The 21592-nt window shown below is 69.4% G+C and carries 19 protein-coding genes; 10 read left to right on the forward strand and 9 right to left on the reverse strand.

Annotation, left to right across the window (positions count from 1 at the left end; genetic code table 11):
• Positions 1–116 precede the first annotated feature (116 nt).
• The 6 genes from glf to Q5Y72_RS05390 all read right to left on the reverse strand — a co-directional run bounded on the left by glf (position 117) and on the right by Q5Y72_RS05390 (position 5998).
• The gene (gene glf, locus Q5Y72_RS05365) at positions 117–1262 is read right to left on the reverse strand and encodes a UDP-galactopyranose mutase (RefSeq protein ID WP_305962369.1); all 1146 of its coding nucleotides are present in this window, start codon (positions 1260–1262) and stop codon (positions 117–119) included.
• A 91-nt stretch (positions 1263–1353) separates the two neighbouring features.
• Positions 1354–2343 (reverse strand): glycosyltransferase, encoded by a 990-nt coding sequence (locus Q5Y72_RS05370; RefSeq protein ID WP_305962370.1) that lies wholly within the window; start codon positions 2341–2343, stop codon positions 1354–1356.
• Between the two features lie 90 nt (positions 2344–2433).
• Positions 2434–3114, reverse strand: coding sequence for an HAD family acid phosphatase (locus Q5Y72_RS05375; RefSeq protein ID WP_305962371.1), 681 nt, complete (start codon positions 3112–3114; stop codon positions 2434–2436).
• Positions 3115–3174: 60 nt separating this feature from the next.
• Entirely contained in the window at positions 3175–3954 is a 780-nt protein-coding gene (locus Q5Y72_RS05380) for an HAD family acid phosphatase (RefSeq protein WP_305962372.1), read from the reverse strand.
• 75 nt (positions 3955–4029) lie between these two features.
• On the reverse strand, positions 4030–5280 hold the full coding sequence (locus Q5Y72_RS05385) for an MFS transporter (protein WP_305962373.1): 1251 nt from the start codon (positions 5278–5280) through the stop codon (positions 4030–4032).
• A 124-nt stretch (positions 5281–5404) separates the two neighbouring features.
• Complete coding sequence (locus Q5Y72_RS05390) at positions 5405–5998, reverse strand: LolA family protein (protein ID WP_305962374.1); 594 nt, start codon at positions 5996–5998, stop codon at positions 5405–5407.
• A gap of 143 nt (positions 5999–6141) precedes the next feature.
• On the opposite strand from Q5Y72_RS05390, the gene Q5Y72_RS05395 reads away from it, so the two are divergent.
• Both Q5Y72_RS05395 and Q5Y72_RS05400 read left to right on the forward strand, forming a co-directional pair.
• Entirely contained in the window at positions 6142–7374 is a 1233-nt protein-coding gene (locus Q5Y72_RS05395; protein WP_305962375.1) for a putative DNA modification/repair radical SAM protein, read from the forward strand.
• Positions 7374–8804: a UdgX family uracil-DNA binding protein gene (locus tag Q5Y72_RS05400; protein WP_371930785.1), complete on the forward strand. Its 1431-nt coding sequence runs from the start codon at positions 7374–7376 to the stop codon at positions 8802–8804. The genes Q5Y72_RS05395 and Q5Y72_RS05400 overlap by 1 nt, the downstream gene beginning before the upstream one ends.
• 162 nt (positions 8805–8966) lie before the next feature.
• Here the strand turns inward: Q5Y72_RS05400 and Q5Y72_RS05405 are convergent, their stop codons facing one another.
• Complete coding sequence (locus Q5Y72_RS05405; RefSeq protein ID WP_305962377.1) at positions 8967–10190, reverse strand: UbiH/UbiF/VisC/COQ6 family ubiquinone biosynthesis hydroxylase; 1224 nt, start codon at positions 10188–10190, stop codon at positions 8967–8969.
• Between the two features lie 63 nt (positions 10191–10253).
• On the reverse strand, positions 10254–11108 hold the full coding sequence (locus Q5Y72_RS05410; RefSeq protein WP_305962378.1) for an SDR family oxidoreductase: 855 nt from the start codon (positions 11106–11108) through the stop codon (positions 10254–10256).
• 98 nt (positions 11109–11206) lie between these two features.
• On the opposite strand from Q5Y72_RS05410, the gene Q5Y72_RS05415 reads away from it, so the two are divergent.
• The 8 genes from Q5Y72_RS05415 to pdeM all read left to right on the forward strand — a co-directional run bounded on the left by Q5Y72_RS05415 (position 11207) and on the right by pdeM (position 20617).
• Positions 11207–12691: an AMP nucleosidase gene (locus tag Q5Y72_RS05415; protein ID WP_305962379.1), complete on the forward strand. Its 1485-nt coding sequence runs from the start codon at positions 11207–11209 to the stop codon at positions 12689–12691.
• A 150-nt stretch (positions 12692–12841) separates the two neighbouring features.
• Complete coding sequence (locus Q5Y72_RS05420; protein ID WP_305962380.1) at positions 12842–13141, forward strand: HU family DNA-binding protein; 300 nt, start codon at positions 12842–12844, stop codon at positions 13139–13141.
• A gap of 134 nt (positions 13142–13275) precedes the next feature.
• The gene (locus Q5Y72_RS05425) at positions 13276–14181 is read left to right on the forward strand and encodes a DMT family transporter (protein WP_305962381.1); all 906 of its coding nucleotides are present in this window, start codon (positions 13276–13278) and stop codon (positions 14179–14181) included.
• Positions 14182–14248: 67 nt separating this feature from the next.
• Positions 14249–14986, forward strand: a complete 738-nt coding sequence (locus tag Q5Y72_RS05430) for a helix-turn-helix transcriptional regulator (RefSeq protein ID WP_305962382.1) — start codon at positions 14249–14251, stop codon at positions 14984–14986.
• Positions 14987–15016: 30 nt separating this feature from the next.
• Positions 15017–16009: a ligase-associated DNA damage response exonuclease gene (locus Q5Y72_RS05435; protein WP_305962383.1), complete on the forward strand. Its 993-nt coding sequence runs from the start codon at positions 15017–15019 to the stop codon at positions 16007–16009.
• Positions 16006–17556 (forward strand): cisplatin damage response ATP-dependent DNA ligase, encoded by a 1551-nt coding sequence (locus tag Q5Y72_RS05440; protein ID WP_305962384.1) that lies wholly within the window; start codon positions 16006–16008, stop codon positions 17554–17556. Before Q5Y72_RS05435 ends, Q5Y72_RS05440 begins: the two co-directional genes overlap by 4 nt.
• The gene (locus tag Q5Y72_RS05445; protein WP_305962385.1) at positions 17553–19928 is read left to right on the forward strand and encodes a ligase-associated DNA damage response DEXH box helicase; all 2376 of its coding nucleotides are present in this window, start codon (positions 17553–17555) and stop codon (positions 19926–19928) included. Before Q5Y72_RS05440 ends, Q5Y72_RS05445 begins: the two co-directional genes overlap by 4 nt.
• Complete coding sequence (pdeM, locus tag Q5Y72_RS05450; RefSeq protein WP_305962386.1) at positions 19925–20617, forward strand: ligase-associated DNA damage response endonuclease PdeM; 693 nt, start codon at positions 19925–19927, stop codon at positions 20615–20617. The genes Q5Y72_RS05445 and pdeM overlap by 4 nt, the downstream gene beginning before the upstream one ends.
• 64 nt (positions 20618–20681) lie before the next feature.
• Here the strand turns inward: pdeM and Q5Y72_RS05455 are convergent, their stop codons facing one another.
• Complete coding sequence (locus Q5Y72_RS05455; RefSeq protein ID WP_305962387.1) at positions 20682–21431, reverse strand: outer membrane protein; 750 nt, start codon at positions 21429–21431, stop codon at positions 20682–20684.
• Between the last annotated feature and the right edge of the window lie 161 nt (positions 21432–21592).

Genomic DNA, 21592 nt, shown 5'->3' on the forward strand with positions numbered 1-21592 from the left:
CGCACGGGGCCGATGTTGCCGCAACCGGCAGCATTGCCCATGAATTACGCAGCGATTCCGGTCAAGCGCGCTGACCTGTCCGCCGGCGCGATGCAGCCTTGCGAAAACCGCGAAGATCAGCGCGGCGAGACGACGAAGGCCGGCACCGGCCTGCCCTCGTCGATGCAGCGCAGCACCGTGGCGGCGGTGTCCAGCGCCTCGCGGATCGTCACATCCATGTCGAGATAGCGATAGGTGCCCAGCCGTCCCACGAAGGTCACGCCCTCGACCGCCTCGGCGGCGGCGATGTAGTCCTCCAGCAGCGCCTTTTCCTCGACCAGGCGGATCGGGTAGTAGGGCGTGTCCTCGGGCTGGGCGGCGCGGCTGTATTCGCGGTAACAGACGCTGCCCTGATGCGTTTCCCAGGGGCTGAAATGCTTGTGCTCGGTGATCCGGGTATAGGGCACCTCGCGGTCGCCGTAATTCATCACCGCGCAGCCCTGATAGTCGCCGTCATGGGTAAAGCGTTCGAAATCCAGCGTGCGGTAGCCGAGCCGGCCAAGCTCGTAGCCGAAATAGCCGTCCAGCGGACCGGACCAGAACACATGGTCGGCGGCATCGGCCATGTCGGGCGCATAGGGGGTTTCCAGCTCGACCGTGATGCGCGGATGATCGAGGATCGCGGCGATCATCTGCGTGTATCCGTCCTTCGGCATCCCCTGGAAGCGGTGGAAGAAGTAGTTGTCGTCATAGTTGAACCGCACCGGCAGCCGCTTGAGGATCGAGGCCGGCAGTTCGGTGGGCGAACAGCCCCATTGCTTCTCGGTATAGCCCTTGAAGAACGCCTCGTAGAGATCGCGCCCGACAAGGCGCAGCGCCTGTTCCTCGAAGTTCTGCGGGTCCTCGATGGTCAGGTCTGCCTGCGCGGCGATGAAGTCGCGCGCCTCGTCGGGGCGCATCGTCTTGCCGAAGAACTGGTTGATCGTCAGCAGGTTGATCGGCAGCGAATAGACCGCGCCCTGCGTCGTGGACTTCACCCGGTTCTGGTAGGGCAGGAACTCGGCGAAGCCGTTCACATAGTCCCAGACCTCGGCATCGTCGGTGTGGAAGATGTGCGGGCCATAGACATGCATCTGAACGCCCGTCTCGCCGTCGCGTTCGGTGTGGCAGTTGCCGGCGATATGGGGGCGGCTGTCGATGATGCGGCAGTCATGCCCCGCCTCGGCCAGCCTGCGCCCGATCACCGCGCAGGACAGCCCCGCGCCCACCAACAATATCCGCATATCGCCTGCCCGCCTGCCTGTGCTGCCTGTGCTGCCTGTGCGCCCCACATAACCGGCCGGCGGCGGATGGTCCACGCCCTATTCCGCCGGTCTATTCCGCCAGCGCCAGCACCTCGGCATGGCTGCGATCCAGCCGGCCGCGCAGCCCGTCGCGCAGCGCCACGCCCAGCAGCCGGCGAAAGCGCCCGGCATCCGCGCCGTAATCGCCCGCCTTGCGCCGCCACTTGGCGATCAGCAGCGGCACCAGCGGCCAGAACAGCGCCCCCGCCGCCACCCGATAGGCGATCAGCGCATTGCGGTGCATGTAATAGACCTTCCACAGCGGCCGCAGCACCACGCCCCGGCCGCCCTGCTGCGCCTCGGTGTCGTGTTCGAAGCGGATGGCGGGGTGAAAGCCGATGCGCAGCCCCTTGCGGCGCATCGACAGGGTGTAAAGCTGGTCGTCGCCATAGATGAACAGCCGCGGATCGGGCAGCCCGGCCCGGGCCAGCGCGGCGCGCGACAGGAACAGCCCCACGAAGGAGGTCATGTCCACCGCCACCGGCGGCGCCGAGGGCGCATAGGCCGCGTCGTCCAGGTGAAAGCCGCGCCGTCCCTGCCCCGCCAGGGTGCGCAGGAATTCGGCGCGGTGCCAGAACGGGTTGCGATAGGGGCGGTTCATCTCGCACAGCCGACCGTCGGGGTGGAACACCGCCGCGCCGATCGCGTCCCAATTGCGGCGGTCCGTTGCCCGGAAGGCCGCGATGGCGCCCGGCGCAGGGCGGCCGTCGTCGTCCATCACCACGACCCAGTCCGGGTCAAGCCGGTCGCGCACCTCGCGCAGCGCCTCGGCAAAGCCACCCGCGCCGCCCGTGTTGCGCGGGCTTTCGCGCAGGATCAGCCGCGGATCGTCCAGGCTGGCCAGCCATGCGGCGGTGCCGTCCTGCGAGGCGTTGTCGAAGACCAGCACATGATCCAGCGGTTCGGCCAGCAGCCGCGCCACCGTCGTGCGCAGCTTGTCCAGCCGCGCATGGGTGACGACGACCGCCGCGATGCGCAGGGGCGTGATGCCCGGGGGCCGATCGTGGGCGGGCAGGGTCATGGCGGGTCGGTCACGGCAAGGACGGGCTGGCCGCGTCTATCGCGGCCCGGCCCGCGCGGCAACCCCGCGCCGCAGGGCGCAAGGGGCCGGTCAGCGCCGCGCCGGGGCGTCCCAGGGCCGGATCTCGGCCTCCATCCAGGTGCCGTGGGCGGCGTTCGGAAAGACGATCCAGTCCTCGCCGAAGCGGTCGGCGTGATCGCCGGTCAGCCGGTGCTGGTCCTCCAGCGTGGCGCCCGCGAAGCAGCCGTGGAAGTCATGCAGCGTGTCGCCCAGTTGCAGGATGATGCGGTGCCGGGCCTCGATGGCGGCGCGGCGCTGCGCCTTGGGCGGGCCGAACAGCTGGACCTGATCGGCGCTGACCTGCGGCAGGCCCAGCCGCGACAGCGTGGCGATGGTCGCCAGCTTGTTTTCGTCAAAGCGGTCCGAGACATAGAAGATCGTCACCCCCAGCCGGTCGGCCAGGGCAAAGAACGCGGCCGCGCCGGGGATCAGATGCGGGTCGCCCTCGCGTTCCCACAGCTTCCAGGTCTCGACATTGTCGCCCTCATGGACCATCGCATGGGCCATGATCGCGCTGTTGTCGAGGATCGTCTCGTCGATGTCGCTGATGATGGCCAGCCCTGCGCCCGAACCGCCCGCCGCCTGCACCGCCGCCCGCAGCCGCAGCGTGGCCAGCGCATAGCCCTGGCGTTGCAGCGCCTTCACCTCGGCCGATCGCTGCTGATAGCGGATTGCCATGGCATGGTCGTGGGGGCTGCGGGCCTGGGTCATCGGATGTCCTTGGTTGCGCGCCGCGACGCTAGGCCGGGCGCGCGCCAAGGTCAAACAGGTCTATTCCCAGGGCTCGATGACCGGCTTGGCGGCCCATTCGGTCAGGGTGGCCTTCGACCAGGTGCCATAGCTGGCATTCGGAAAGACGATCCACTCGGCGCCCCATTTCGCCGCCTCCTCGGCCACCGTGGCGCGCTGCGCGTCCAGCGGCGTCTTGCGGAACCGGCCGTCGAAATCATGCAGCGTGTCGCCCAAGAGCAGCACGATCTGATGATCGGCGCTGACCAGATCGCGGCGTTCCACCTTGGGCGGGCCCAGCAGCAGCACCGATTCGTCGCTGACCTGCGGCAGGCCCAGCGCGGTCAGCGTGGCCATGGTGTCCTGCTTCTGCTGGTCGGCCCGGTCCGAGATATAGCGGATCGTCACGCCGAGGCTGTCGGCATGGTTCAGGAAATCCAGCGCGCCGGGGATCAGGGCCGGCAGGCCGTCGCGTTCCCAGGGTAGCCAGGTGTCCCAGGCGTCATACATGTGGCAATCGGCCAGATCGCGGGCCAGCAGCGCGGTGTTGTCGATCACCGTCTCGTCCAGATCGGTGACGACGGCCAGTTTCGACGGATCCTCGGCACCCTCGACCGCCGCGTCGAGGCGCATGGTGGCAATGTTGTAGGCCTGCATCTGCAAGGCCCGCACCTCGGCCGATTGCTGCTGGAAGCGCAGGCCCATGGCGAATTCCTGCACCGCGCAATCCGCGCCTGCCGCGGCCTCCTGCGCGGCGGCTGCGCCTGCCAGCATCATCGCCGCCAGTGCGGCAAGCGTGGCGGTTCCCGTGCGAATGGTCATGGTCGTCCCCCTCTGTAGGCCGCGCCCGGCGGTCAGGGGGCCGACGATAGGCAGCACCTGAGGCCCGGGCAAGCCTCAGGCCGAGGCGGGCGCGGGCGCCAGCCGCATCGGCGCCTCGCGCACCGGAAGGTGGATCAGCGCGCTGAAGGCGCCGACACCGACGCCGACCCACCAGACCAGCGTATAGTCGCCATGCGCGTCATACAGCCAGCCGCCCAGCCAGACACCCAGGAACGAGCCGAGCTGGTGCGACAGGAAGACGAAACCATAAAGCGTACCCATGTAGCGCAGCCCGTAGATATGCGCGACCAGGCCCGAGGTCAGCGGCACCGTGGCCAGCCACAGCGCCCCCATCACCAGCGAGAAGACGATGACCGTCGCCGGGGTGATCGGGGTCAGGATGAAGGCCGCCGAGGCGATGGTGCGCAGCGTGTAGATGCCCGCCAGCAGGTATTTCTTGGTATATCGCCTGCCCAGCCAGCCCGCATAGATCGCCCCGCCGATATTGGCCAGCCCGATCAGGCTGATCGCCACTGCCCCCAGCGCCGAGGTGGTCGAAATGCCCAGCCCCGCCAGGATGCCGCCCGGCGCGATCGGGCCGCACATCTCGGCGATCATGGCCGGAAAATGCGCGGTGATGAAACCCAGCTGGTAGCCGCAGGAAAAGAAGCCGGTGAAGATCATCAGGTAGGACGGATCGCGGAAGGCGCGGTTCAGCACGCTGCCCAGGCTTTCCTCCAGCACGCTGCGGCTGGCGGGCTTGCCGTCGCCCAGCATCGGCAGGAAGGCCAGGCAGCCCAGCACGATCACCCCGAAGATGATGAACACCGCCTGCCAGCTGTAGAAGGCCAGCAGGATCTCGGCCAGGGGGGCGCCGAAGACCTGCCCGGCGGACCCGGCGGCGGTGGCGATGCCCAGCGCGAGGCTGCGGTTCTCGTCGCTGGCGGCGCGCCCGACCACGGCCAGGATCACCCCGAAGCCGGTGCCGGCGATCCCGAAGCCGACCATCACCTCCAGCAGCTGCATGGTGGCGGGCGTGGTGGCGAAGGCGGTCAGGATCAGACCGGCCGAATACAGCAGCGCGCCAAGGATGATCGACCAGCGATCGCCCCAGCGTTCGGCCAGCGCCCCGAAGATCGGCTGCCCGATGCCCCAGGCGAGGTTCTGGATGGCGATCGCCAGCGAGAATTCGGCCCGCGGCCAGCCGAATTCGGTGCCGATGGGGATCTGGAACACGCCGAAACTGGCGCGCAGCGCGAAGTTGATCAGCAGGATCAGCGATCCGCCGATCAGGACGGGGGTGAACAGCCGGGCTTGCGGACTCATCGGGGCACCTGCGATGACAATTACGTCAGCAATGGCGCCATATCATCGCGAAATCAATTCCACATTGCTGATGCGACCCATCAGCTGCGCTGATGGGTTGGCCGGTACGGCCCGGTCTGCGCGATCATTGCCGCCGCGCAACCTCGTTGTTGATCGAGAATTTCGAGGCCGGGATCGAGCCGCCCTTGCGCATCTCGCCCAGGATCACGGTGGTCTTCTGGCCGCTGTCGTCGGTGACCACCCATTGCCGCAACTCGGTCGGGCTGGTGAAGACCATCTGGATATTGCCGTATTCGGGATGCGCCGGGTCCTGCGCGGTCACGACGGTGGCGTTCTTCGCCTCGCTGTGGCCGGTGACCATGTTCGCCCGGCTCAGGTTCACATTGGCGTCGAGGATGATCGACAGCGGCGTTTTCGACAGCGGATATTGCTGCGGCCCGCCGCTGGACTTGGGATCGAACACCGCCACGTTGCCGCCCGAGGCCATGACCAGCGTGTTGTCGTTGTTGTATTCGAAACGCACCCGCCCGGGCCGCTGGATGAACACCGTCCCGGTCGAGATGGTGCCATCGGGATTGACCTGCGTGAAGGCCGAGGTGGCTGTCTTGAGACCGTTGAGATAGCGCGAGATTTCGTTAAGCGGGATCTTTTCGGCCAGCGCCGGGACGGCAAGGCCAAGGACAAGGGCGGGCGCAAGGGCGAGCGATCTGAGGTTCATGGCGCCGATCATATCCTTTTCCATCCGGGCTGCACATCACGTCTCACGGATGGCGGCGGGCCGCAACGCTCGCGGCGATGTGAGGGTTCCGGCGAACAAAAATCATCTTGAACAGAACAAAAACGGAACGGATACTGCCGGGCATGGCCCCGCGCACGCTTCAGCAGAAACTGGCGATCCTGTCGGACGCCGCCAAATACGACGCCTCCTGCGCCTCCAGCGGGACGACCCGGCGCGATTCGCGCAACGGTGGCCTCGGCTCGGCCGGCGGCAGCGGCATCTGCCACGCCTATACCCCCGACGGGCGCTGCATCAGCCTGCTGAAGATCCTGATGACGAATTTCTGCATCTATGACTGCGCCTATTGCGTGAACCGCGTCAGCAGCGGGGTCGAGCGGGCGCGGTTCTCGCCCGAAGAGGTCGTGATCCTGACCCTCGAATTCTATCGCCGCAACATGATCGAGGGACTGTTCCTGTCCTCGGGGATCATCCGCAGCCCCGACCAGACCATGACCGACATCGTCCGCATTGCCCGGATGCTGCGCGTCGATCACGGCTTCAAGGGCTATATCCACCTCAAGACCATTCCCGATGCCGCGCCCGAATTGCTGGCCGAGGCCGGGCTTTATGCCGACCGGCTGTCGGTCAATGTCGAATTGCCGCAGGATGCCAGCCTGCGCCGCCTTGCCCCCGAAAAGCGGCCCGAGACGATCCGCGCCACCATGGCCGATCTGCGCCTCTCGCGCGAGGCGGCGCGCGAGCGCAGCCATACCGGCAAGCGCGCGCCCCGCTTTGCGCCCGCAGGCCAGTCCACCCAGATGATCGTCGGCGCCGATGCCGCGACCGATCGCGACATCCTGCGCAGCGCCTCGGGGCTTTATGCCGGATACGACCTCAAGCGGGTCTATTACTCGGCCTTTTCGCCGATCCCCGAATCCTCGGCGGTGCTGCCGCTGGTGAAACCGCCGCTGATGCGCGAACACCGGCTGTATCAGGCCGACTGGCTGATGCGCTTCTATGGGTTCGACGCCGACGAGATCGGCGCGGCGCATCCCTCGGGCAATCTGGACCTGGCCATCGACCCCAAGCTGGCCTGGGCGCTGGCCAATCGCGCGCAGTTTCCCGTCGATGTGGCCCGCGCGCCGCGCGAGTTGCTGCTGCGGGTGCCGGGCTTCGGCACCAAGTCGGTCAGCCGCATCCTGGCTGCGCGGCGCAACGGCGCGGTGCGCTATGCCGACCTCCTGCGGATGGGGGCGATCATGTCCAAGGCCCGCGCCTTCGTGACGCTGCCCGACTGGCGGCCCGGCGGGCTGACCGACAGCGCCGATCTGCGCGCCCGCTTCGCGCCGCCGCCGGAACAGTTGCAACTGCTGTGATCCGCGTCGACCTGCCCCGCTTTGGCCGGTTCGAGGCGTGGCGACAGGCCGCCCGCCAGCTGGCCAGCGCCGGCTTCGCCCCGCACGAGGTGACATGGGCCGATCCCGACACCCCCGCCGACCTGTTCGGCGCGGCGGCCCTGCCCCCGGCCGGCCCGCGTGACGTCACCGCCTCGACCGCCTTCCTGTCGCTGGCCCGAACCGTGGCCAGCCATTCCGACCCGGAACGATGGGCGCTTCTCTATGGCGCGCTGGTCCGGGCACAGACCGACCGGCGCTTTCTGTCGAACCCCGCCGATCCGCTGATGGACCGCTTGCAGCGTCTGGCGAAATCGGTACGCCGCGACGTCCACAAGATGCATGCCTTCGTGCGGTTTCACGAACTGCCCGCGACCGGCCCGCGGCGCAGCTTTGGCGCGTGGTTTCAGCCCGATCACCCGATCCTCGAGGCCGCGACGCCGTTCTTTGCCCGCCGGTTCGCGGATATGGACTGGCTGATCGCCACGCCCGAGGGGGTGGCGCGGTTTACCGGCGGCACGGTCCGTTTCGACCCGCCGGCCCCCCGCCCCGACCTGCCCGACGACGCCAGCCATGACCTGTGGCAGACCTATTTCGCCAACATCTTCAACCCGGCCCGCGTCAAGACCCGGGCCATGCGGTCCGAGATGCCGGTGAAATACTGGAAGAACCTTCCCGAAACGCGGCTGATCCCGCGGATGCTGGCCGATGCGCCGCAGCGCGTGCAGGCGATGCGCGACGCGCAGGCCGCGGTCGCGCCCTCCTTCGCCGGGCGCGTCACCGCGCGCCTGCGGGCGCAGAGCCCGGACGAGGCCGCGCCGCAGACCCTCGATCAGGCCGCCGCGCAGGCGGCTTCCTGCACCCGCTGCGACCTGTGCCACACCGCCAGCCGCACGGTCTGGGGCGAGGGCGATCCCGCCGCCGCGCTGATGATCGTGGGCGAGGCCCCGGGCGATCACGAGGATCTGCAGGGCCGGCCCTTCATCGGCCCGGCCGGGCAGTTGCTGCGGCGGGAACTGGCGGGGGCGGGGCTGGATGCCGGGCGCGCCTGGCTGACCAATGCCGTGAAGCATTTCAAGTTCACCCCGCGCGGCAAGCGGCGGCTGCACCAGAACCCCGACCGGGCCGAGATCCGGCATTGCCGCTGGTGGCTGGATCTGGAACGCGACCTGCTGCGCCCGCGCCTCACCGTGGCCCTGGGCGCGACGGCGGCCTTCGCGCTGACTGACGACGCCTCGGCCCTCACCCCCCGCCGCGGCCGGATCGAGACCGCCCTTGATGGCGGCCCGGTGCTGGTGACATGGCATCCCAGCCTGATCCTGCGGCTGGAGGCCGGGCGCGCGGGGCAGGCGCGGGCCGAACTGGCCGCCGATCTGGCGCTGGCCGCGCGGATGCTGGCCGACGCGGCGTGAGGCGCCGCGCAACACGCAACGCGCGCAAGCGGTGTACAGCCTGTGTACGTCCTGTGCATCGCCGGTGCATGGTCTGTGCCGCCGAAATCCCTGCATCTGCAGGCGTTTGGGCGGGTGGATCCGCCCCGCCGCCACCACGCAACGCGCGCTTGGTGCGCCGGCCTACAGCGCCTTGCCGGCCAGCAGGCGCGGCATCGGGTCCAGCGCCAGCCCCGCCGCCTGCCGCATGAAACCGCGCCGCAGCGCCGGGATCGCACTGACCGCCCCCATGCCCAGCCCCCGCGCTGCCGCAAGGATGGAATTGTCATTCGCAAACAGTCGGTTGACCGCATCCATCCCCAGCGCAAGGCTGGTCGCGTCAAAGCGCCGCCAGCCCTGATACCGCGCCAGCACCAGGGGCGCGCCGATATCCTCGCCCCGCCGCGCGGCCTCGACCAGAACCTCGGCCAGCGCCGCCACGTCGCGCAGCCCAAGGTTCAGCCCCTGCCCGGCGACCGGATGCACCCCATGCGCCGCATCGCCCGTCAGCGCGACCCGGTCCGCGACATAGCGATCCGCCAGCGACAGGCTGAGGGGATAGGAAAAACGTTGTCCAACCAATGCGATATCGCCAAGGAAGTCGCCGAAACGCGGGCGCAGCGCGGCCAGGAACCCGGCATCCGGCAGGGCCGCGATGGCGGTCGCATTGGCCCGCGTCTCGGACCAGACGACGCTGCTGCGATTGCCCGTCAGCGGCAGGATCGCCAGCGGTCCGGTCGGCATGAAATACTGATGCGCGATGCCCTCATGGGGGCGCTCATGCGCGATGGCGGCGACCAGCGCGGTCTGGCCGTAATCCCAGCCGCGCCGCACGATCCCGGCACGCTCGGCCACGCCCGAACCGCGCCCGTCGGCCCCGACCAGAAGCCGCGCCCGCAACCGCCGCCCGTCCGACAGCGTGATCGCGATCCCCGCCGCATCGGCCGCCTGATCGGTCACCGCCACGCCGTCCAGATGCACAAGGCGCCCGTTCATCGCCGCCAGCAGCGCGCGGTAGAGGAACCGGTCCTCCAGCATGAAGCCGACGGGGCCTTCCTCGATCTCGTCGCTGTCGAAATGCAGGAAGAACGGCAGCGCACCCTCGCCCGGCTGGCCCTGCGATGCCTTGACCTGCCGGATCGGCTGGCTGTCGCCGGCAAGGCCGGGCCACAGCCCGATGGCCGAGAGCAGCCGCTGCGAGGCGATCGCCAGCGCGTAGGCCCGGCCGTCGAAATCGGCGCCGGCACGGGCGTCGGCGGGGCGCGGATCGACCACTGCGACGGACAGGCCGGCCCCGGCAAGGGCCAGCGCAAGGGCCGGGCCGTTCAGCCCGCCGCCCGCGATCACGATGTCGAAATCGAACGTCATGGGGCGCGATCATGCATGCCGCGCGGCCAAAGTCCATGCGACGCAAGGCGCGGCTGGGCGCGGCTAGGCGCCCTCGGCCCGCAGAATCGCCCGCAGCGCGCTGTCATAGCCGGGATGGCGCAGCGACACGCCCAGCTCGGTCCTGATCCGGTCGTTCCGGACGCGCTTGCTGTCGGCATAGAAGGATCGCGCCATCGGGCCCAGATCGGCCGCCTCGAAGGCGATTTCGGGCGGGGCGGGCATGTCCAGCATGGCGGCGGCGGCGGCGATGATGTCCTGCGGCGGGGCGGGCTGGTCGTCGCAGACATTGTAGATCGCGCCGGGCGCCGGCGCGGTGATCGAGGCCAGCAGCACCTGCGCGATGTCCTCGACATGGATGCGCGAAAACACCTGCCCCGGCTTGATGATGCGCCGCGCGGTGCCGGCGCGCAGCTTGGCGAAGGGGCCGCGCCCCGGCCCGTAGATCCCGGCGAGGCGGAAGATGTGCAGCGGCAGGTCGTGGGCGGCGGCCAGCGCCTGCCACTGCGCCTCGGCCGCGACGCGCGCCCGGCCACGCTCGGTCGAGGGGGCCAGCGGGCTGGTCTCGTCGACCCAGCCGCCCTCTTGGTCACCATAGACGCCGGTGGTCGACAGATAGCCCAGCCAGCGCGGCCGCGCCCGGCCCAGATCGCCGGCAAGCCGGGCCAGCACCGGGTCGCCCTCGGGGCCGGGCGCGGCCGAGACGAGGATCGCATCGGCGCGGGCAAGGGCCTCGCGCACCGCCTGATCCTCGCCCGGCCAGATCAGCGGGGTCGCGCCCGCCGCCGCCACGCGACCTGCATCGCCGCGCGTGGTGCCGGTCACCTGCCAGCCGCGCGCGACCAGCAGCGGGGTGAGATAGCCGGCCGAATAGCCGTGCCCGAAAACAAGCATGTCCATGACGGCACGGTAACGGCGATGTCGGGGCGGCGCCAGACGCTTGCCTGCGGCCCGGCGGGCTGGCAGGCTTCGGCATGATGCAAAGGACACAGGCCCGAATGGACACGGATTCCCGCTTTCTGCCGATCGAGACCCCCGAAGCCCTCGCGCGCGAGCAGTTCACCGATGCCCGCGCCGCCGTCGCGCGGCTGCGCCAGCTTTACGACGAGGCGACCGGCTTTCTGCTGGACCGGTTCAGCCGGCTGATCGAGGGCGGCCGGCCGACCGCGCGCTATCGCGCCTTCTACCCCGAGTTGCGGCTGACCGTGACCAGCCATCCGCATGTCGATTCCCGCCTGTCTTTCGGCCATGTGGTCGCGCCCGGCAGCTATGCCGCCACGATCACCCGGCCCGACCTGTTCGAGAACTACCTGATCGAGCAGATCGGCCTGCTGATCCGCAATCACGGGGTTCCGGTGACCGTCGGCATCGGCGAGACGCCGATGCCCGTGCATTTCGCCGTCGCCGCGCAAAGCGATCTGGCGGTGCCGCAGGAAGGCGTGCTGGACTTCTCGCTGCGCGACGTGTTCGACGTGCCCGACCTGAACACCATGAACGACGACATCGTGAACGGGGTCGCCACCGCGCTGCCTGACGGGGCACAGCATCTGGCCGCCTTCACCGCCCAGCGCGTCGATTATTCGCTGGCACGGTTGCAGCACTACACCGCGACCGCGGCCGAGCATTTCCAGAATTTCGTGCTGTTCACCAACTATCAGTTCTATGTGGACGAGTTCGAGGCGTTCGCGCGCCGGGCCCTGGCCGATCCGGCCTCGGGCTATACCGGCTTCGTGGCACCCGGCAACCAGGAGATCGCCGATCCCCAGGCTTCGCTGGTACCGCTTTCCAAGCTGCCGCAGATGCCGACCTATCACCTCAAACGCGCCAACGGGCAGGGCATCACGCTGGTCAATATCGGCGTCGGGCCGTCGAACGCCAAGACCGCGACCGATCACATCGCGGTCCTGCGCCCCCATGCCTGGCTGATGGTCGGGCATTGCGCGGGGCTGCGCAACAGCCAGTCGCTTGGCGATTTCGTCCTGGCCCACGCCTATCTGCGCGAGGATCACGTCCTCGACGACGACCTGCCCGTCTGGGTGCCGATCCCGGCCTTGGCCGAGGTGCAGGTCGCCCTGCAGGAGGCGGTCGCCGAAGTCACCCGTCTGGACGGTTACGAGTTGAAGCGGATCATGCGCACGGGCACGGTCGCCACCATCGACAATCGCAACTGGGAGTTGCGCGACCAGTCCGGCCCGGTGCATCGCCTGTCGCTGTCGCGCGCCGTCGCGCTGGACATGGAAAGCGCCACCATCGCCGCCAACGGCTTTCGCTTCCGGGTGCCCTACGGGACCCTCTTGTGCGTCAGCGACAAGCCGCTGCATGGCGAGTTGAAGCTGCCCGGCATGGCCACCGACTTCTATCGCACCCAGGTCGCCAACCATCTGCTGATCGGCATCCGCGCGATGGAGAAGCTGCGCGAAATGCCGCTGGAACGCATTCATTCGCGCAAGTTGCGATCGTTCAGCGAGACCGCTTTCCTGTGATCGCGCGTCAATCAGGCGTTGAAACGCGCGTTTTGGCGGGTTTCGCGAAAAACGCTTGATCTGCCGGTCAAAACCGTGTGTAGCAGGCGATATGCCGCAAAAGGCGCAAATTTGTGGGCCCGCAACGACAGGGCAAGAGGAGACAGAAGAATGGCTACGCCTTCCGCAAAACCGATGACCAAGACGCAACTGGTCGCCACCCTGGCCGATGAGATGGGCTCGGACAAGAAGTCGGCTTCGGCGGCTCTGGACGCGATTGCGACTGTCGTGACCCGCGAAGTTGCCAATGGCGGCTCGGTGACGCTGCCCGGCATCGGCAAGATCGCCTGCCGCGCCCGCCCCGAGCGTCAGGTCCGCAACCCGCAGACCCAGGAAATGATGACCAAGCCGGCCGACAAGCAGGTCAAGGTGACCGTCGCCAAGGCGCTGAAGGACAGCGTGAACAGCTGATCGCCTTCGCAAGTTCCGCGGATCGGGGCCGTGCCATCAGGGCGCGGCCCCTGGTCGTTCTGGCACCGTTCAGCCTTCCCGATCCGCGCGCAACCTGCTAGCCGTCTTGCATCATCTGCAAGAGGGGCCAGAGGATGGACATTCGGGCAATCCTGATGGGGCTGGTCTTTGCGGCGATGTGGGCCTCGGCCTTCACCTCGACGCGGATGATCGTCACCGAGGTGCCGCCGCTCATGGCGCTGGCGCTGCGCTTTGCGCTGTCGGGCGTGGTCGGCGTGCTGATCGCGCTGGCGATGGGCCAGAGCGCGCGCAATCTCAGCCGGGCGCAATGGCGCGCGGTGATCCTGCTGGGACTGTGCCAGAACGCGCTGTATCTGGGCCTGAACTGGGTGGCGATGCAGTGGATCGAGGCGGGGCTGGCCTCGATCATCGCCGCCACCATGCCGCTGATCGTGGCCCTTCTGGGCTGGGTGCTGATGGGCGAGAGGCTGCGCCCGCTGGGTGTTGCGGGGCTGGCGCTGGGTCTGGTGGGCGTCGCGATCATCATGGGCGCGCGGTTGCAGGGCGGCAGCGATCCGGTCGGCATCGCGATGTGCTTTGGCGCGGCGCTGGCGCTGGCGGTGGCCACGCTGACCGTGCGCGGGGCCAGCGCGGGCGGCAATGTGATGATGATCGTCGGCCTGCAGATGCTGGTCGGCTCGGTCACGCTGGCCGTGATCGCGCCGATCGTCGAGACATGGCAGGTGACACTGACGCCCAGGCTGGCCGGGGCCTTCCTCTATACGGTGATCGTGCCGGGCCTCGCGGCGACCTGGGTCTGGTTCATGCTGGTGCATCGCATCGGCGCCGTGCGGGCCGCGACCTTCCACTTTCTCACCCCGTTCTTCGGCGTCACCGTCGCCGCGCTGCTCCTGGACGAGCGGCTGGGCGCGGGCGACGTGATCGGCGTGGCGATCATCATGGCCGGCATCCTGGCGGTGCAGCTGTCCAAGGCGCCGACGGCGGCGATCCCGCCGGTGCGCCGGCCGCCCCCGGCCTGACGCCGGGCTTGCCTTGCCGGCGGCGCCGCGTCAGGTTCGGACGCGTGCCACGACACCGGAGGCAGCGATGGCCCGAACCGACCGCCTCATGCGGCTGATGGACGCGCTGCGCCGCCTGCCGTCGCCGGTGACTGCCGCACGGCTGGCGGCGGAAACCGGTGTATCGCCCCGGCAGCTTTACCGCGACATCGCCACCCTGCGCGCCGGCGGGGCGCTGATCGACGGCGCGGCCGGTCTTGGCTATGCGCTGACCGAGGACCCCGCCCTGCCGCCGCAAAGCTTCTCGCGGCTTGAGATCGAGGCGCTGCATCTGGCCGTCGCGGCGCTGGACCGGGTTGGCGACCCCGATCTGGCGGGCGCCGCCCATGACGCGCTGGCGCGGATCGTCGCCACGCTGCCCGAACGCCAGTCCCGGCAGGCGCTGCATGCGGTCAGCCGGTGTTTTTCGCAGGCCCCGCGACGCGACCCGCCGCGCATCGAGCTTGCGCTGCTGCGCGCGGCCTGCTGGGACGAGGCCGCGGTCGAGATCGGCTATACGGACCTGACCGGGGCCGAGACTCGGCGGGTGATCTGGCCGCTTGGCCTGTCCTATTCGGAACAGACGCTGATGCTGCTGGCCCATTGCCGGCTGCGCATGGATTACCGCATCTTCCACGTCAACCGCATCGCGGATCTGCGGCTGACAGGCGACAGCTTCCGACCCCATCGCGTGGCGCTGGCCCGCGCCTTCGCCGATCGCTGCGCAGAAGGGGGTGAACCCGGCGCCGGCCGGGGCGTTGGGCCGGAGCGACGGAAGCCGCGTTGATTTTCACGAAATGTTCCCCATTCTATGCCCATGCGCGCCGATGACATCCTGCATCCGACCGAGGCCGGGCTGTATTGCCCGCCGGGCGATTTCCACATCGACCCGATCCGGCCGGTGGCGCGCGCGCTGATCACCCATGGTCATGGCGACCACGCCCGCGCAGGGCATGGCGCGGTCCTTGCCACGCGCCAGACTCTGGAGATCATGGCGATCCGCTATGGCGCCGATTTCGCAGGTCAGCGGCAGGTGGCCGAGGGCGCGATCCGGGTCGGCGACACCACCGTCAGCTTTCATCCCGCGGGCCATATCCTCGGATCGGCGCAGATCGCCGTGCAACCCGACAGCGGGCCGCGGATCGTCGTGTCGGGCGACTACTGCCGGCGCGCCAATCCCGTCTGCGCGCCGTTCCAGCCGGTGCCCTGCGATGTCTTCGTGACCGAGGCGACCTTCGGCCTGCCGGTCTTTCGCCACCCCGACCCCGCCGACGAGATGGCGCGGCTGCTGGCCAGCATGGCCGAATTCCCCGACCGGCCGCATCTGATCGGTGCCTATGCGCTGGGCAAGGCGCAACGGGTCATCGCCCTGGCGCGGCAGGCCGGCATCGACGGGCCCATCGCCATTCACGGCGCGCTGCAACGGCTGAGCGATTATCACGTCGAACAGGGGATCGCGCTTGGCCCGCTGATCCCCGCGACGGCCGCCGATGTGCCGGCGCAACTGGTCATCGCGCCGCCCTCGGCCTTCGCCAGCGCCTGGGTGCAGCGGTTCCGCGATCCGGTGATCGGCTTTGCCTCGGGCTGGATGCAGGTCCGCGCCCGCGCCCGCCAGCGGGGCGTGGAACTGCCGCTGGTCATCAGCGACCATGTGGACTGGCCACAGGTGACCGCCACGATCCGCGAACTGGCCCCCGCCGAGGTCTGGATCACACACGGCGCCGAGGAGGGGCTGATGCGCTGGTGCGCGCTCGAGGGCATCCCCTCGCGGCCGCTGCGGCTGGTCGGCTACGAGGACGAACCGGAATGAGGGCCTTTGCGCATCTTCTGGAACGGCTGGCCTTCACGCCGGCCCGCAACGCCAAGCTGCGGCTGTTGCGCCATTATCTTCAGGCTACGCCCGATCCCGACCGGGGCCATGCGCTGGCCGCGCTGACCGGCGATCTGAAGCTGCGCGCCGTCACGCCGGGCCTGCTGCGCGGGCTGATGGCCGACCGCGTGGACGCCCAGCTGTTCGCGCTGTCCTACGACTTCGTGGGCGATCTGGCCGAAACGATCGCGCTGCTGTGGCAGACCGACCGCGACGAGGATGTGCCGCTGCACCAGGCGGTCGCGCTGCTGGCCCAGACCGGCAAGGCCGGCCTGCCCGCCGCCATTGCCACGATGCTGGACCGGCTGGGTCCGTCGCAGCGGCTGGCCTTCCTGAAGCTGGCGACCGGCAACATGCGGGTCGGGCTGTCAGCGCGCATGGCCCGGATCGCACTGGCCGAGATGGGCGATCCCGATGTCGCCGACATCGAGGAAATCTGGCACGGGCTGAGCCCACCCTACCAGCCGCTGTTCGACTGGATCGCGGGGGGCGCCCGCCCCGAACAGGCCGCGCGGGCTCCGTTCCGCCCGGTGATGCTGTCCACCCCGGTCGATCTGGACCAGCTGCGCGCCTTCGATCCGGGCGACTACATGGCCGAATGGAAATGGGACGGCATCCGGGTGCAGGCGATCAACGATGCCGGTACGCGCCGCCTCTACACCCGCACCGGCGAGGATATCGGCGACAGCTTTCCCGATCTGGTCGAGGCGCTGGATTTCGAGGGTGCGGTGGATGGCGAATTGCTGGTTAGGCGCGGCGACGCGGTGGCGGGCTTTGGCGACCTGCAAAAGCGCCTTGGCCGCAAGTCGGTCAGCCGCGCCATGCTGGACAGCCACCCGGCCGGGCTGCGGGTCTATGACTTGATGCTGTGGCAGGGCCGCGACCTGCGCGGGCTGCCGCTGGCCCAGCGCCGCGCCGTGCTGGACGCGGCGACCTTCGAAAACCCGCGCATCGACATCTCGCCGCTGCTGGAATTCGCCACATGGGACGATCTGGCCGCGCTGCGCGCCGACCCGCCCGCCGCGGTGATCGAGGGGGTGATGATCAAGCGCCGCGACAGCGCCTATGTCGGCGGCCGTCCGCGCGGCCCGTGGTTCAAGTGGAAGCGCGATCCGATGGTCGTCGATGCCGTGCTGCTCTATGCGCAGCGCGGCCACGGCAAGCGGTCGGGCTTCTACAGCGACTTCACCTTCGGCGTCTGGGATGGCGAGACGCTGGTGCCTGTCGGCAAGGCCTATTTCGGCTTCACCGATGACGAGCTGCGCGAGCTGGATCGTTTCGTCCGGCAGAACACCGTGGACCGCTTTGGCCCGGTGCGCGCGGTCGCGCCGGGGCTGGTGCTGGAGGTCGCCTTCGAGGGGCTGAACGCCTCGGCCCGCCACAAATCGGGTGTCGCCATGCGCTTTCCCCGCATCAGCCGCATCCGCTGGGACAAGCCGGTGGCCGAGGCGGACCGGCTGGACACCCTGAAGGCGATGATCCCGTGAGCCTGCCGCCCGAGATTGCCGACTGGTTCGCCCGGCAGGGCTGGCAGCCCCATGCGCACCAGATCGACCTGCTGGAGGCGCGCGGCGACAGCCTTCTGATCGCGCCGACCGGCGGCGGCAAGACGCTGGCCGGGTTCCTGCCCTCGCTGGTTGACCTGCGCGATCCGCCGGGTGGGCTGCACACGTTGTATGTCTCGCCCCTGAAGGCGCTGACGGCGGATATCGCGCGCAACCTGGCCCGGCCGGTCGCCGATCTGGGGCTGCGGCTCAGGATCGAGGATCGCACCGGCGACACGCGGCCCGCGCAGCGCGCCCGGCAGCGCGTCGATCCGCCCGATATCCTGCTGACCACGCCGGAATCGCTGGCGCTGATGCTGTCCTATGAACAGGCGCCGCAGATCTTCGGCAGCCTGCGCCGGATCGTCCTGGACGAATTGCACGCGCTGGCCGAAAGCAGGCGCGGCGACCAGCTGATGCTGTGCCTTGCACGGCTGCGCCAACTGGCGCCGGGGCTGTCGGTCACCGGGCTGTCGGCCACGGTCGAGGACCCCGCCGGCCTTGCCCGCTTCATGGGTGGGGCGCGGATCATCCATGCCGATCCCGGCCCCGATCCCGACATCGCCATGCTGGCGACGGCGCGTCCGGCGCCCTGGGCAGGCGGCGGCGGGCACTACGCGATCCCCGAGATCCTGGCGCAGGTGAAGGCCGCGACCACGACCATCATCTTCATCAACACCCGCGCGCAGGCCGAGCTGTTCTTCCAGGCGCTGTGGGCCGCGAACGAGGAGAACCTGCCGATCGGGCTGCATCACGGCAGCCTGTCGCGCGAGGCGCGGCAGCGGGTCGAGACGGCGATGGCGGCGGGCCAGCTGCGCGCGGTCGTGGCGACCGGCAGCCTCGATCTGGGCATCGACTGGGGCGCGGTCGATCTGGTGATCCAGGTCGGCGCGCCGCGCAACGTCAAGCGGCTGGTCCAGCGGATCGGGCGGGCGAACCACCGCTACAACGCGCCTAGCCGGGCGCGGATCGTGCCGGCGAACCGCTTCGAGGTGATCGAATGCGTCGCCGCCCTGCAGGCGGTCAGCGCCCGCGATCTGGATGGCGATCCGCGCGGACCGGGACCGCTGGACGTGCTGTGCCAGCACATCCTGCTGACCGCCTGCGCCGCGCCGTTCCGGGCCGACGCCCTGTTCGACGAGGTGCGCCGGGCCGGCCCCTATCGCGACCTGTCGCGCGACGATTTCGACGCCTGCCTCGATTTCGCGGCCACCGGGGGCTATGCGCTGCGGGCCTATGACCGCTGGCAGCGGCTGATGCTGCGGGACGGGGTCTGGCGGCTGCGCGATCCGCGCGCGGCCCGCGACCTGCGCATGAATGTCGGCACCATCGTCGAGGCCGAGATGCTGAAGGTGCGGATGCGCGGGCGGGGCGGCGCGCCCCTCGGTGAGGTCGAGGAAGCCTTTGCCGCCAGCCTCGAGCCCGGCGACACCTTCCTGATCGGCGGGCAGACCGTCCGCTACGAGGGCCTGCGCGAAATGGTCGTCGAAGTGACCCGCCAGCCGACCCGCCAGCCCAAGATCGCGGTTTTCTCGGGACTGAAGCTGGCCACATCGACGCAGTTGTCGCATCGCGTGCAGGCGCTGATCGGCGACCCGGCCGGTCACGACTCGCTGCCCCGCGACACCCGCGACTGGCTGGCGCTTCAGGCGGGGGTCAGTGCGCTGCCGCGCAAGGGCGTGCTGGTCAGCGAAAGCTTTTCCCATCAGGGGCGCTGGCATTTCGTGCTGTATGGCTTTGCCGGGCGGAATGCGCTGCAGACCCTGGGCCTGCTGATGACCCGCATGATGGAGATGGCGGGACTGGGGCCGCTGGGATTTCTGGCAACCGATTACGCGCTGCTGGTCTGGTCGGTCGATCCGGTGACCGATCCCGCGCCGCTGCTGGACCGCGCCGGTCTGCGCGAGGGGCTGGGCGACTGGCTGGCCGGCAATGCGGTAATGAAGCGGACCTTCCGCACTGTCGCGACCGTTGCCGGGCTGATCCACCGCAACCTGCCGGGCCAGCGCAAGTCGGGCCGGCAGGCGACCTTTTCAAGCGACATCCTCTACGACACGCTGCGCCGCTTTGACCCCGGCCATCTGCTGCTGCGGATCACCGCCGACGAGGCCCGGCGGGGTCTTGTCGATTTTGACCGGATCGAAGACATGCTGGACAGCTCGCCCCGCCTCGACCACCGGATGCAGCACCGGGTGACGCCGCTGGCGGCGCCCCTGATGCTGGAGGTCGGGCGCGTCCCCATCGCCGGGCAGGGGCGCGAGCGTCTGGCCGAGGAGGAGGCGGCGGCATTGATGGTAGAGGCGGGGCTGGCGTGACAGCGCATCATTTCGACTTCGACGGCCACCATCTCCAGGCGCGTGCCTCGGGGGCGCTGTTCTGGCCCGCGCGGCGCTGGCTGATCGTGGCCGACCTGCATCTGGGCAAGTCCGAGCGGATCGCCCGGCGCGGCGGAACGCTGCTGCCGCCCTACGAGGCGCAGGCGACGATGCAGCGCCTGGCCGAGGAGGTGGCGGCGACCGATCCGGCCGGCATCGTCAGCCTGGGCGACGGCTTCGATGACAATGCTGCCGCGGACGCCCTGCCCGACGCGGTCCTGAGCGGGCTGCATGACCTGGCGCGGGGCCGCGACTGGCTGTGGATCGGCGGGAACCACGATCCTGCGCCGCTGTCCGCGCGCCTGCCGGGACGCTGCCTGCCGGAACTGGCCGACGGGCTGGTGCTGCGCCACGCGGCCGGGACCGGGCCGGATGTGTCGGGGCATTACCACCCCTGCCTGCGGCTGGCCGGCGCGCGGCGGCGCTGTTTCCTGATCGGCACCGACCACCTGATCCTGCCGGCTTTCGGTGCCTATACGGGCGGTCTCTGCGCGACCGATCCCGTGCTGCGGCGACTGGTGCCGTCCGGTCTGGCCGTCGCCTGCGGCAGCCGGGCGCTGCCGGTGCCGTTGCCGCGCGCCGATGCCCGGGCGGCCTCGGCGCGGCCTCGGATGCTGCGCTGGCGCTGATGCAGGAAGGGCCGGCGCGCATGGCGGCCGGCCCCAAGCTCTTGCAGCGGTGCGATGTCCGCGATCAGAAGCGGAAGTTCACGCCCAGCTTGACGTTCTGATGCTTCGGCGTGGCGACCGTGACGACCGAGTCGGCGCCATCGGCGAAGGTCGCGTCGGTGCTGCCGAAATCGCGATACTGGTATTCGGCAAAGACCGACATGCGCTCGCTGACCTGACGCTCGACTCCCAGGCCCAGGACATAGCCATTGGCGGTATAGTCGTCGCTGCCGCTGCCCGAGGGGCCTTCAAGCTCGTAGGTGAAGTCGCCATAGTTCCAGCCGGCGGTGCCGTAGACCATGGTCTGCGGGTTGACCAGATAACCGGTCTTCAGCGTCAGTGCCGCGATGTAGTTCACCGAATTGCTGATCGTGCCCGACACGCCGCCTTCCGAGAAGTCCGCGCTGTCATCGACGCTGCCGCCTTCCAGAGACAGTTCCGGGCCATAGACCCACGAGCCGCGCTGCCAGCGATAGCCGCCATGCAGCGAGCCGGTCACGCCGCCGATGTCGAGGTCGGCCAGGCCGGTCGCGCGGCTGTCCAGCACGCCGCCGTCAAAGAAGTCCAGACCGACCTCGTCATCGCCGCCGAAGGAATAGCCCAGCGCGACGCCGCCATAGGCCCCGGCCCAGCTGGAGGCGGGCTCGACCGCGACCACCGGGCCGACGATCGGCGGGGTCGCGACCGGGGCGACGTAGCCGCCGGCAGCCGAGGCGCCTGCGGTCAGCATGGATGCGCCTGCAATGGCAACGGCGGAGGTCAGGAAAATACGCATCTCGGAATTCCTCGGTTATGGACGGCCCTGCGAGAGGATCCGCATCGTGCAACTTTGACTTGTGATATGGGCGGCAGGGGTCGCAATGCAATGTCGCGCGGCAGTTGCGCTGCCCCGACGGCGCTGTTTCGCCGCAGGCGCGACGTTTCTACAACAGGTCC

The organism is Paracoccus spongiarum, assembly GCF_030732095.1.
Lineage (GTDB): Bacteria > Pseudomonadota > Alphaproteobacteria > Rhodobacterales > Rhodobacteraceae > Paracoccus > Paracoccus spongiarum.